Source organism: Hyphomonas atlantica corrig., assembly GCF_000682715.1.
GTDB classification, from domain to species: Bacteria; Pseudomonadota; Alphaproteobacteria; order Caulobacterales; family Hyphomonadaceae; genus Hyphomonas; species Hyphomonas atlantica.
Genome location: NZ_AWFH01000013.1, coordinates 1 through 12,785, shown reverse-complemented (window position 1 = coordinate 12,785; position 12,785 = coordinate 1). Strand labels below are relative to the sequence as shown.

Annotated in this window: 9 protein-coding genes; 1 reads left to right on the top strand and 8 read right to left on the bottom strand. The window is 55.3% G+C overall.

The window, feature by feature from the left end; genetic code table 11:
* Positions 1–76: 76 nt before the first annotated feature.
* The 5 genes from HY36_RS08875 to HY36_RS08855 all read right to left on the bottom strand — a co-directional run bounded on the left by HY36_RS08875 (position 77) and on the right by HY36_RS08855 (position 7,708).
* Positions 77–1,102 carry a helix-turn-helix domain-containing protein gene (locus HY36_RS08875; RefSeq protein WP_034763799.1) on the bottom strand — a complete coding sequence of 342 codons (1,026 nt, stop codon included), beginning with the start codon at positions 1,100–1,102 and terminating at the stop codon, positions 77–79.
* A 125-nt stretch (positions 1,103–1,227) separates the two neighbouring features.
* Complete coding sequence (locus HY36_RS08870) at positions 1,228–2,898, bottom strand: class I adenylate-forming enzyme family protein (RefSeq protein WP_206741172.1); 1,671 nt, start codon at positions 2,896–2,898, stop codon at positions 1,228–1,230.
* A gap of 57 nt (positions 2,899–2,955) precedes the next feature.
* The gene (locus HY36_RS08865; RefSeq protein WP_241764175.1) at positions 2,956–4,461 is read right to left on the bottom strand and encodes an aldehyde dehydrogenase family protein; all 1,506 of its coding nucleotides are present in this window, start codon (positions 4,459–4,461) and stop codon (positions 2,956–2,958) included.
* A complete protein-coding gene (locus HY36_RS08860; RefSeq protein ID WP_035551455.1) occupies positions 4,380–5,153 on the bottom strand; it encodes an SDR family NAD(P)-dependent oxidoreductase in 774 nt (257 codons plus the stop codon). The genes HY36_RS08865 and HY36_RS08860 overlap by 82 nt, the downstream gene beginning before the upstream one ends.
* A gap of 92 nt (positions 5,154–5,245) precedes the next feature.
* Positions 5,246–7,708, bottom strand: a complete 2,463-nt coding sequence (locus HY36_RS08855; protein WP_035551452.1) for a TonB-dependent receptor — start codon at positions 7,706–7,708, stop codon at positions 5,246–5,248.
* Positions 7,709–7,956: 248 nt separating this feature from the next.
* Here HY36_RS08855 and HY36_RS18120 point away from each other — a divergent pair, with 248 nt between their 5' ends.
* Positions 7,957–8,148, top strand: a complete 192-nt coding sequence (locus tag HY36_RS18120; RefSeq protein ID WP_081806120.1) for an ion channel — start codon at positions 7,957–7,959, stop codon at positions 8,146–8,148.
* Between the two features lie 65 nt (positions 8,149–8,213).
* Here the strand turns inward: HY36_RS18120 and HY36_RS08850 are convergent, their stop codons facing one another.
* From HY36_RS08850 to HY36_RS08840, 3 genes are all read right to left on the bottom strand, one after another.
* Positions 8,214–8,519, bottom strand: a complete 306-nt coding sequence (locus tag HY36_RS08850; RefSeq protein WP_206741171.1) for a hypothetical protein — start codon at positions 8,517–8,519, stop codon at positions 8,214–8,216.
* Between the two features lie 82 nt (positions 8,520–8,601).
* Complete coding sequence (locus HY36_RS08845) at positions 8,602–10,563, bottom strand: conjugal transfer protein TraG (protein ID WP_035551448.1); 1,962 nt, start codon at positions 10,561–10,563, stop codon at positions 8,602–8,604.
* 118 nt (positions 10,564–10,681) lie between these two features.
* A complete protein-coding gene (locus HY36_RS08840; protein ID WP_081806119.1) occupies positions 10,682–12,610 on the bottom strand; it encodes a DUF3363 domain-containing protein in 1,929 nt (642 codons plus the stop codon).
* Between the last annotated feature and the right edge of the window lie 175 nt (positions 12,611–12,785).

Here is a 12,785-nt window from a genome sequence, read left to right as displayed (position 1 = left end):
AACATCAGACGCATGTCACCGTGCGCCAAAGCGTCGTCAGTCGAGCCGCCCAAGGCAATGCAGAGCTCTAGCGATGTCAGCTGTCGTCCAGCTGGCGCTCATTCTCGAGGAATTCCTGCGGGGACTGCCCCGTTAACCGGCGAAACGCACGGGAGAAATTGCTGGGGTCCTTGTATCCCAACAGATACGATATCTCCTTGATGGACCGACGACCTGTCCGCAAATAGCCGATAGCGAGATGCTGGCGAACATCGTCGAGCACGGTGTTGAAGGTTGTGCCCTCATCCTGTAATTGGCGCTGAAGACTTCGGTTACTTGTATTTAGCTCTCTTGAAACCGACTCCAGGGAGACAGCTCCATCCGGTAGCATTTCGACAATCGCCGCCCGGATCCGCGGAATAATTTGTTGTTCATCGAACCGGGCAATGTATTCCATCGCAATCTGGTCATTCCTTCGAACAATGTCGGAATTCGCGCCGCGCAGCACGCGCGTATAGTCCTTCTCGGCCACATGCAGCTCTAGACTGTCGTGACCATATTCGATCGGACAACAGAAAAAGGCATCAAATTCATCCATCGCGACCTTACCAGGTTTCGGACGACGCATTCTTACCAAAACAGGAGAATAGTCCGCTCGGTAAACCATTCTGACGAAGCGAAGCACCGTCGCCAAAAAAACATCCTGGCGGACCGGCGGCACGTCTTCCTTGAGTTCAATGGAATGAATGAGGCACCCCTTCCTGATTTCAGACCTTGTCTCAGCAGAATGAGAAATTAGCCTGAAAAAACGATCAAACCGGTGGAAGAATGTTTCCAGCGTTCGGCTTGAGAACAATGAATACCCAAGCGCATGCATTGAGCCGGGCGTATTTCGCTCGGCCAGCTTCAGCCCGATCGTCTCATCACCTGTCGCCTCTACGATGAGCTCAATGAAGCGACTGAATCGTCTAGACCGCACCCTGGCATTCGGGTCCTGGAGAATATCAGGATCAACTTCCGCACGCCGGAGTAGATCTGGCACATCAATGGAAAAGTCAAATTCGTCCAATATGGCCACAATCTGTATGAGCCAGGATGCAATGACTGACCGCGTCTCACTCAATTCTGGTTGCGCCTTACCTGATGATGTGTTGTTCAAATATCGATTGTCCTGTACGACCGTCTTCGATGACGAGCTTTATCGGTTCATGACGGTTTGTCCAATTTCTGAACAGGATTGTACACGCTTCAACCAATACTGCGGACCTGGCCGCCCCAGTATTTCTTACGTACATCCTTTCGCAACACCTTACCAACGACGCTCAGAGGCAGTTCTTCCACGAACAACACGGATTTTGGTGTTTTGAAAGATCCGATCTGCTCTTTTACATAGGCGATCAGGTCAGATTCGGCCACCTCAACAGAGTCATTAAGGATGACTTCCGCATGTACAGCCTCGCCCCATTCTTCGTGGGGAACACCGACAACCGCCGACATCAAAACGCCAGGATGGGAGTTGACTGCGGCCTCAACTTCAGTCGCATAGACATTAAAACCACCCGTGATGATCATGTCCTTCTTCCGATCAACCAGGTAGCAATATCCGTTTTCGTCCGTATATCCGATATCCCCTGACTTCCAGTATCCGTTGACGAATTCCTCCTTCGTCTTCTCTGGATTGCCTTCATAGCCAAGACAGGTTGAGCGCGATCGCAAATAGAACTCGCCGAGTTCGCCTACAGGAACTGGATTGCCATCATCATCGCAAACCGACAGTTCGATCCCGGTTGAGCGTCGACCCGCGGACGCGAGTCGGCCTTCAGTCTCGGAGTCTACGATATGATCTTTCTTGCTCAGGCAGAGGGTTGCCGCCAGGTGTTCCGTGGAGCCGTACACTTGTGTGAATATTGAACCGAACCGCTCAACCAGGAGCTTAGCCTTGGCCGGGCTCATGGGGGCCGCGCCATACAACACCGTGCGCAATGAGGACAGGTCATATTCTCGGGCTTCGGGCATTTCCAAAAGGCGGTACGCCAGAGTCGGTACGATGAAGGCGTGGGAAATCTTTTCTTGCTGGATATAGCGGCACCAGTTCTCCAGACTGGGCGCGTTCATTGTGACCGTGCAACCACCGCTGAACAGAACCGGCAAAAGCATCATACCGCTGCCATGGCTAATGGGAGCTATATGCAGCATGCGGCAGCCATCGAAGAAATCCGGGTCTGGAAGTGTCAGGAAACTATCGCGGCACCCCAGAATGTTGTCGATTGAATACTTCGCGCACTTGCTGTCACCAGTCGTGCCTCCTGTAAAGCGCATGAGCACGACGTGCGTTCGATCATCGATTTCAATATCTGTGTTCTCTGTCGACGCGTTCGCCAAAAGATCGGGAAGGGCCAACACGCCTGAATATGGCTTGACCAGAGCATCCATCACAACAATCTGAATGCCGCGTTCGGTAAGCGGGCCAGCATGGGAGGCCAGGAGGTCATTCTCGATGAACGCGACTTTGGGCTTGACGATGTCGATCTGGCCGAGATGCGTTTCCAGGCTGTCGAGGTAGTTGGCATGACAACATGTTGCATAAGCTTTTGCAGCTGACCCCCAATGGAACAGGGAGAGATTGTCATTTTGCAGCATACAGACATATCGGTCGCCCGCGCCGAGATTCAGGTTTCCATTGAGAATATGTGCAATCTGATTGGTTATGATGTGATAGTCACGAAAACTCAGCCGGCGGCCACGCTCAAGATTCACAATCGCCTCACGATCCCCGAAGGATTCCGCGAGCCCTTGCATGATACGGCTGTAATTTAGTCGCCCGCCTTCTGTCGAAACCAATGCTGCAGCAGAACTTGGAGCGACGTCAACAGGCACCAGTTCACGGTCATTGCGCTTTTTTGAGAAAATTCCGAACACAGAGACTGTCCTCCCTTTTGTCTACACCACCCTAAGATTGCCGCGTACAGGATCGATTTAGAGCAGCTTTCTAAATAGATTCAGCAACCGGCCCGTCTTCGAAGAATAGGGAGGCAGCAATTGGCTAAGCACACTGATCTTCGATTGTGAGAACACCGGCTTCAAATGACTGAACCGCTCGAAACTTCCCGGCCCCAAATAGGATCCGATCCCGCTTTGCCCGATGCCGCCAAATGGAAGACGGCGCTGGAAGACGTGCATCACCGTGCCGTTCAGGGTCACGCCGCCAGCATGAGTTTCGCCAAGGATTTTTCGTCGACCTGCACTATCTTTACCGAAATAGTAAAGTGCCAGTGGCCGCTCGCCAGCATTGATGTACTCGATTACTTCGTCTTCCGTACGATAGGTCAGGATCGGCAGAATCGGCCCGAAAATCTCTTCCTGCATCAGCCCCATATCGCTTGCAACATTGGTCACAACCAGCGGGGCTATTCGATGAGCAGCCTCGAACATGCCATCACCACTGCCTGCGAGATTGGTCACTCCGGCACCTTTTGCGCGGGCGTCATCAACCAGTCCCCGCAAACGGTCAAACTGCCGGTGATTTATAATGCTTGTATAGTCCTGATTGGCTTCGATCTCGCCAAAACACTTGTGCACCTGCCTGGCGAGCGCTGACACAAAGTCTTCTACGCTCCCTTCTGGAACGAATGCGTAGTCGACACCGATGCACGTTTGTCCTGCGTTGAGGAGCTTGCCGAAAACAAGGCTCTGCGCGACTTCTGGAAAATGAGCACTTTTATCAATGATAATGGGGCACTTGCCGCCAAGCTCAAGCGTCACTGGTGTCAAATTGGCTGCGGCCGACTGGGCGACTTTTTTACCTGTATTGGGCGAACCGGTGAAGAGAATATGATCGAATGGAAGAGACGTCATCTGCTGCGCGACATCCGGGCCGCCGGTTACCACTGCCATCTCTTCTTCTGAAAAATACTTGCGAACAAGACTCTGCGAAATTTCAGCTGAATGAGCCGAAATTTCACTCGGCTTGGCAATAATCCGGTTGCCAGCCGCCAACGCACCCGCCGCACCGGCGAACACTGTGCCATAGGGATAGTTCCAGGTTCCGAGAATGCCGACGACCCCAAGGGGTTGCGGAATTAGGCGCGAAGATCCCGGCAATCCAAACGTGTCGGTTTTGACACTGCGCGGCTTCATCCATTGTTTCAAATGGCGCCGCGCGAATTTTACGTCCGACAGGACCAACATGATGTCCGTCAGTATGGTTTCATACCGGCTGCGCATACCGAAATCGGCAGCGACGGCGTCGATCAGTTCGTCTTCATGCGTCTCGAACATCTTGCCGAGCCGGGCGAGCAGGTCCATGCGCGCCTCATAACTGCGCGACACCTGCTGACGCGTGAGGCTGCGCTGCAGGGCGAAAACCCGCTCAAGCTCGGTGATGCCGCTCTCAACACCCATTATCTCGCCCTCAGCCGTGTCGCCGCGTCCAGCCGGATCGTCTCGCCATTGAGGTAACCGTTCTCGACGATAAACTGGCATGCGTGCGCGAATTCCATCGGGTCTCCAGCCCGGCGTGGCGCCTCGATTGTATCGACCAATGAGGCAACCACTTTGTCGCCCAGGCCTTTGACCATCTGTGTAAGGAACAAGCCCGGCGCGATCGCATTTACCCGAACGCCGACGGCTCCGAGCTCCCTCGCCGCCGGCATGTTCATGCCGATCACACCCGCTTTGGACGCCGAATAGCCAGACTGACCGACTTGCCCTTCATAGGCGGCACCGGATGACACATTGATTACAACGCCGCGCTCGCCTTGATCATCTGGCGTGTTCTTTGCCATCTCGGCAACGCATTTGCTCATGACATTAAACGTGCCGACCAGGTTGACCATTATCACCTTTGTGAACTTGGAGAGTTCGCAAGGGTTGCCTTCCCTGTCGAGAATTTTGGTCGGGGCCGGAATGCCCGCCGCGTTGACGGCAATATGAACTGCGCCGAACTGATCTCTCGTTTTCTCAACTGCCTCAGCAACTGACTGATCATCGGTCACATCGACCTTGAAGAACTGGCAGACCTTGTTTCCAAGTTCGCCACAGAGCGCGTTTCCTGCGACTTCGCTCAGATCGAAGAGCGCGACGCGTGCGCCCTGCTCAACAAAACTGCGCGCCGCAGCAGCGCCTAGTCCAGAGGCACCACCTGTAACCACAGCGACTTTTCCATCGAGTTTCATGTTCGCAAGCTCCTGACCTGTTATTGTAAGCTTTCAACTGCTCAAGTCTGGAGCAGCCTCCCTTCGATGGAAAGGAGGCTGCTACAAGACGATCAGAAATTTATACGGCCTTCGGCACCAATCACGCGCGGCTCTTCGATCCAGCCAACATACACGCCCGGGCTGAGTGGCGCGTCGACCGAGGCGGTATAGGTGGCTTCATCGGTTAGGTTGCGACCGAATACACGGAATCCGTAGCGGCCAAACTCCACCCCGACATGAGCATCGAATTTCGTATATCCTTCCTGAAACGCGTTCGGGTCGAGGTCGCCATCCAGGAACATCTCGTCCTTGAAGTTGGCTCCAATCCGGGCATTCAGATCGAAATTCTCGAAACTGCGATTGAAGGCGAGATAGACGTTACCACTGAACTCGGGCGCAAAGGCCCCGCGTTCGCCGGCAAGGTCCTTGGTACCCACACCTGCAGAATCCGGGCATGTGCCCAAGCCCGTTTCGATGACTGAACACCCTGCCCCTGGGAAGGACTGGAATTCGTGATCGAGATAGGCGAACGCACCGCCAATCTCGATTTCGTCGCTGAGAAGGAACTGGCCATCAAGTTCCAGCCCCTGCACTTGAAGTTCAGCCGCGTTCCCAACCACGAAGCTTGTCCCACTCCACGAGGTTACCTGCAGGTCTTCTAACTCGCTTCGGAAAATGACTGCCCCGATGCGAGCACGGTCACCCATGAACTGGTGCTTGATACCAGCTTCCCAAGCCGTGACTTTCTCATCATCAAATTCATGACCCGGACGCGGGCTCCCATCCGGTTCCGCCGTGTCAGGACTGAAATTGTAACCACCAGATTTATAGCCAGTGGAATAGGAAATATAGGCCGACCCGTTGTCAGCATACTGCCAGCGCAGTTTTACAGATGGATCAAAATGATCTTCTGTTCGCGTATCGTTGAGGTCAGCAGCAAAGCGGTTGAGCAATGCGGCAAAAGTCGTTGCAGAGTTCAATCCATCTGCACCTCCAACAGTAGCGGCGGCGGTTAGATATTCGGTTAGATCGGCAGACCCGATCGTGTCTGCGGGTGTGACAAGGCCAACGAAGTCTCGGGGTGTGCCGGCTCCAACAACAACACTCTTATCGATGCTCTTCTCATCTTCGGAGTAACGCAAACCTAGTTCAAGTGTGACGCTGTCGGTCAGGTCAATGCCAAGCTCGCCAAAAAGCGCAATCGTTTCGGCTTGTTGATCGAAGAAAGTGCGTTGAGCAACGTTAACAATACCGCCGGGCAAAATCGATGTTGGCAAAACGCCAAATGTGCCATTGAACGCCGTTGTCTCTTCAATATAAGCATCCTGGTTTTCATAATACAGCCCGCCCAAGAAATTTATGCGCCCATCCCAGTCTGTGGCAATGCGAAGTTCCTGGCTAAACATGTCCAGTTCTTCTTCATCAAGATTGTGAATGAAGCTGACAGGCAGAAAATCCACATCGTGATGTTGAGCGAAATCGAAAGAGGAGTAGCCAGTAATCGAAGTGAGGGTAAAGTTATCGAACTCCCATTCTGCCTTCACAGATCCGCTCAATGATTCGGTTGTCTCCGTGTCGGAGATTGGAGGATCGCCGACACGGAATGCGGGATTGCCGCTGAAGCTGACATAAGCGGTATCGCCAGTAGAAACTCCAAAGTCTGGATGAAGCATTTGTGAGAGCGCTATCGTGCTAGGCGTCGGCAGGCGATCATCAATCGCATTAATGGTAAGCTCCTTACCGACCCCGTCCATTTCAAGATAGCTCAGTTTCGTCTCAACGTTTAAACTCTCCGTTGGTTGCCAGGCGAGCGTCGCCCGGGCGAACATGTCTTCGCGCTCGGCTTCGTCGCGATCAAAGACACGGTTCTCAACATATCCGTCAGTTGTCGTATAACGAATTGCCAACCGGCCTGCCAAATTATCCGCCAAGCCCGCGGAAAAGACGCCCGAGTAGCTTTGCGTATTGAATTCTGGTTCCCAGGTGACACCGACCCAACCATTGAGTTCCTCTCCGACTTCTGGCGAGGCCGTTTCAAGCTTGATCGCGCCAGCAACCGTGTTCTTACCGAATAGAACGCCTTGGGGCCCACGCAGAACCTCGACTTGCTGCAGGTCGAACTGGGACTGTGAGAATTGGCGGCTGCGCGGCTGATAAACGCCATCCACATAAAGGCCAACCGATTGCTCGAATCCCTTGTTGATACCAGATCCGACACCTCGGATAAAGATGTTCGAGGTTTGCGCTCCCCGACCGACCTGCAGGCCCGGCACGCGCGCGGAAATCTGCTCAAGGTTCGTGACCCCTTGCGCTTCCAGCTCTGCTCCGGAAACGGCGGTCACGGCCACCGGCGCATTGATCAGCGTCTCGTCCCGTTTACGTGCCGTAACAGTCACTGTTGTCAGTCTTGCTTCCCGCTCCGCTTCTGTTTCGGCAGGGACATCTGCCACTTGCCCATAGGCCGGCGTGGCAAGGGCAATGGCGATCGGCAAAATTGCTGCGCCGCTCAAATTGAGTCTAAACTTCTGGTTCATATATATCCTCCCAAGAGCCCTTTTGTGCTCCGTGTTTCCGTTCCCGCTATGATGCACAAGGACGCGAAAGTAGATTATGAACTCTGGTGAAAGATGGCTCTGTTAGAGTCATACCAGTTCACGCCAACAGATCGTCATTCCGCGATACGAGAGGGCCTTATCCTGCTCAAATCCTTCCATGCCCGACATCCGCGATCGTCCGACCAGATGACCTAGCCCCCTGAACAGCCTAGTTCTATAACTAAAACATGGCTGCAGTTCAGGGGGCTAGGTCACTCGGATATGGCGATATCACCCCTCAAGGGCATTACCCTCAAGCCGCCGCCGCGTTCGAGGCGGTCATTGGTGTTCTGTATACGGTAATATTGTTGTCTCGGTTGGTGGGCATGTACGGAACTCGCACCGCAACGAAACCATCGAGCCAGCGCCTGCTCGTGTGAAATGTATCCATACTTCCGAATCAAGACTTCTGAACCGAGAATTATGATGGGTCCATTTCTCCCGTCTAGGCGGCCGGCTCAGGCGCGGCAGACATTTTGCTGCTCACCTGCTCATTGAAATACTCCAATCGCCTCTGCCCCAGCGCATGCGCGATATCACGCTCCCCCTCAGGAATAGGTTCGGTCCGCGTAAGCCAATAGTACACAAAGTGCGACAGCGTGGCGTAAGTGTAGGCTAGGTCCTTTTCCATATCCGCCTGATGCTGATCGAAGGCGTCCATGCGGGCGAGCAAACGCTCTTCCAGCACTGAACGCGCTTCTGGATCGAACCATGCTCTCAGTGCGTCTTCAACGATCGCCGTTTTTGTCACCCCTGGCTTGTCAGCTGCCTCACACAGTTGCGCATAGAGCTTTGTCGAAATCCGTATGTTGACGCGCGGCTTTCCCATCCACTCAGAACCCCGGAAGGACGTCAGGGTCGCCGCGATCCGCAGCAACGGCGCGTCTTACGGCTTCGAGGTTTTGATCGCTGGTCGGATCAACCTCATCGTCGATGTCGGCATCAACGCTTGGCTCGGCAGTGCGTTTTTCCGGCAGATCATCATTCGTGTGCTCAGGTTCTCGAGTCCGTTTCAGCGACACACTATCAGGATGTTCCCTATCCTCAGCCTCCGGCTCCTTGAAGGGCGGCGCTGCAACAATGGATGTCCACTCTGCGTCACACGCGGCGTCGTCCCATTCGACGGGCGCTGGCGACAAGACTCGTTTCGTAAAATTTGCGTCTTTGAAATAACAAAGCTTCCTGGCGAGCACGGGCGGCGCTCCGGACACCATGATAATTTCATCACTGGCAGAAAGTTGCATGACCTCGCCGGGCGTTATAAGCGCGCGCTGAGTTTCCTGGCGTGAAACCATCAAGTGAGAGAGCCAGGGCGCAAGCCGGTGACCGGTATAGTTCTTCTGCGAGCGGAGTTCCGTTGTTGTTCCGAGCGCATCAGAGACGCGCTTGGCGGTGCGTTCATCATTGGTCGCGAAAGCAATGCGCACATGACAATTATCCAGGATCGAATTATTGGGCCCGTAAGCCTTTTCGATCTGGTTCAGGGATTGAGCGATCAGATAGGCGCGGATGCCATAGCCTGCCATGAAGGCGAGTGCACTTTCAAAGAAGTCCAGCCGCCCGAGCGCAGGAAACTCATCCAGCATGAAGAGCAGTTTCCGGCGGTTCTTTTCGGGCAAATCTTCCGTCAGCCTGCGTCCAATCTGGTTAAGGATCAGCCGGATCAGCGGCTTCGTCCGAGACAGGTCGGATGGCGGGACGACCAGATAGAGCGAAAGCGGGCTCTCCCCTTCAACCAGGTCCTCGATGCGCCAGTCTGATCGGCTGGTGACTTCCGCGATGACTGGGTCACGATAAAGCGACAGGAAACTCATGGCCGTGGACAGAACCCCGGAGCGCTCATTTTCAGACTTGTTCAAAAGCTCGCGTGCGGCTTGCGCGACAATCGGGTGAACGCCTCTATCTCCCAGATGCGGCGTCGTCATCATGATACGGAGTGTGACGGCAAAGGAGCGTTTCGGATCGGATAGGAACCGCACGCAGCCGCTGAGCGTCTTGTCTTCTTCGGCATAAAGCACGTGCAGGATAATGCCGACCAGCAAGGCATGTCCGGTTTTCTCCCAATGATTACGGCGCTCGAGTGAGCCTTCTGGATCAACCAGAATGTCTGCAATGTTCTGAACATCGCGCACTTCGCGCTCGCCGCAGCGCACAGCTATAAGCGGATTGTATTTCGGCGAGCGCCTGTCGGTCGGATCAAACCGAATGCAGCGCGAAAAACTTGAGCGCCAGCCAGAAGTGAGTTCCCAGTTTTCGCCTTTGATGTCGTGGATGACGGCGCTGCCGGTCCAGGACAGCAAGGTCGGCACCACAAGCCCCACGCCCTTGCCTGAGCGTGTTGGCGCAAACGCCATGACATGTTCAGGGCCATCATGACGCAGATAGCGCTTTTGCCAACGTCCCAGGAACACGCCCTTGTCCGCAAACAGTCCGGCGCGTTTCAAATCGGGTGCGCTGGCCCACCGCGCCGAGCCGTAAGTGGTGACATGGCGCTCGTGGCGACTGCGCAAGACAGAACCAATGATCGCGGCCAGAAATCCGAGCGCCGAACCGGAGACCGCGATCAGGCCGCCACGTGCGAACACTTCCGGCGCATAGGCTTCATAGGCGTACCACCATTGGAACAGCCGCCAGGGTTTATAGATTGGTGTCTCGCCTGCAATGAACCAAGGCGCGCCGAGCGCAGCCTGATGGCCAAGCGCGTCAGCGGTAATTTGTGTGGCCAGCCAGACCGCGCCAATGATCAGTGCGAATACCACCATGATCTGGCCAATGAGTATCTTTGTGCCGGTCACGGCGCGCCTCCTTGAAAAAGCAATTTGTCTTCTCCCAAGGATGATTGCTGAGACTGGTCCTGGACCAGCGGGATTCTGCGCCATTTCCTGCATCGCTCTGCAAAGCCATCCAAACCGTCTAGCGGGACAGCCCTCTGGAACGCCCTATATCCACGCTCCAACCAATACCTGACGCGGTGCGCTTGATGGTCATCTCGCGCCCCATTTGCCGACCAATACTGCCACGCCATGGCACCAGTGCGAATTCCTTTGCGTTGCCAATGATCGCCATACGCCCTGCTGCAAGATCGACATGACCTTCGAGTTTTCCGTCAAAACGGTCGCCTTTCGCTAGCTGAACAGGGGTTCGGCCTGAGGCCGCCCCGATCGCGTCCCGCTCGCGCTGCAGTTCCAGAGCGCGCAGCTGGCTTCTCTGCTCTTCCATGAGTTCTGGTTGGTTGGAACCCAGATAGCCTTGTTCGCGGAGCCAGATCTCCCGACGTGCTTTCAAGTCCTTCAAGGTTTGCTGCTGCGCTGCTGCACCCTCTGACAGGTCGTCGATCCAGGTTGCGCCAAAGCGGTCGATCTGCATCTCCGGTGAAAGCCAGGACAGGACACTCATTTTGACGCCGCCGGATCCGCGCGCCTCATATGCCGCTGCGCGCTCCAGAAACTCTTCGCCGACGTGCCACTCGCCGGTCGCAAGGCGCTCCCCAATTCCTGCCCGTCGCAAGGCTTCGAGCCGCCGCTTCAAGCTGAGATGATAGGCCGGTTTTGATCCAGGATCATGGCGGGCGTGCAAGTCTTCCGACCAGATACCGCCGGTTTGCTCTGCGACCTTGGCAATAGCCTTGTCCGAGGCACGCGCCATGGCTCTTGCTTCGGAGAGCTCCACCACAGCGCCTTGCGGCGGTCGGGCGTGAACATCGACCGTTGCAGCGGGTACATGCCAGATACCGCCATCAAAATCTTCAACGAGCAGATAGCGCGTATCGCGAAGTTCATCCTCCGGGCCATAAGCCTTCACGATCCCACGAATGGGAGCGGCATCTTTTGCGCGGTCCTGAACAAATCGAATGTCGGGCTCACGCTCCCCGAATTCAGCGGCAAGTGTGCGGATGATATCACCGCGCCGCGCCCGGCGTTTCAGCTGTTCTTGCCAGTCCTGTTTCATTCGCCAGGAGAGCGTTCTGTCCCGTTCAGCAAGTCCAAGGGATTCAAGGTGCCTGATGCGCGCGAGTCGCAAGGACCGATCAAACCGCTCTTTACTTGAGCTTGCACCACCTGGACCGAATACGCCGTTCTCCAATCTCGTTTCGATCTCATGATCGAGCCCGGTCCAGCGGTCCTGATCCACCTGCTTCTGGCGCGCACCCGCAATCTCCAGAGTACGTCTTGGTCCGAGCCTTTGGGTGGCAAGCTCTTCGGCAGCTTCGCGAAGGCCCTTTGTGAGATAGTCCCGCGCGATGACGACATCCTTCATCCGGGCGTCGCGACCCCGCACAACAATATGGGTATGCGGATGACCTGTATTGTGATGATCGACGGCGACCCAATCGAGACGTCGCCCGACATCGCGTTCCATTTTGCCCATGAGCTCGCGGGTTGACTGTTTGAGGTCACCCATACGCGCACCATCCTCCGGCGAAACGATGATCCGGAACTGGTGGCGGTCATGCTCGCTGCGTTCCAGAAAGTCGCGGGGGCTGATCCCCTCCTGGTCGCGGTCATAAAGCACGCCGCCTTCTCCCTCGCGATCGACACCGTCGCGCTGCAGATAGCTGACATGGGCGCGAAAGAGGCCCGGACCTGCGCCGCGCGCTCTTGCGATATGCACTTTGACAATGACGCGGCGCATTTGCTGGCGGGACAAATGCCTGTAGCGAGAACCGCCGGTTCGGGCCGCGCCACCCGTGCCATAACGTGCGCCGGTAAAGGCAGACTTCCGAGAGACTTTAGAAAGTCTCGCTCCGGTCTTGTTCAACTGTCGTGATAGACGCTTGCCTGCAGGCGCGCCTTGATCGCGTATGCGTCCGAGTCGCGGCGTGAAAGGTCTTTCCTCGCTCATTGCAGGCCGCTCAATCCGCACACCATGGAATTCGTAGTAATTTCAACGCGTTTCCAGAAACACATGCACCACAATGCTGTGCAAAGGGCGCCAAAAAACAGATGTGCAGACAAGGGGTTAGGCGCCATGTGGTGCCATAGCTTCAATCTTGCCCTCACTAACCCCGGCCTTCCTG

Coding starts and splice junctions, on each gene's coding strand:
- HY36_RS08865 (WP_241764175.1), bottom strand. CDS start 4,461: ATGCCAGTTTATCGTCGAGAACGGTTACCTCAATGGCGAGACGATCCG.
- HY36_RS08855 (WP_035551452.1), bottom strand. CDS start 7,708: ATGAACCAGAAGTTTAGACTCAATTTGAGCGGCGCAGCAATTTTGCCG.
- HY36_RS18120 (WP_081806120.1), top strand. CDS start 7,957: ATGGCTGCAGTTCAGGGGGCTAGGTCACTCGGATATGGCGATATCACC.
- HY36_RS08840 (WP_081806119.1), bottom strand. CDS start 12,610: ATGAGCGAGGAAAGACCTTTCACGCCGCGACTCGGACGCATACGCGAT.
- HY36_RS08860 (WP_035551455.1), bottom strand. CDS start 5,153: ATGAAACTCGATGGAAAAGTCGCTGTGGTTACAGGTGGTGCCTCTGGA.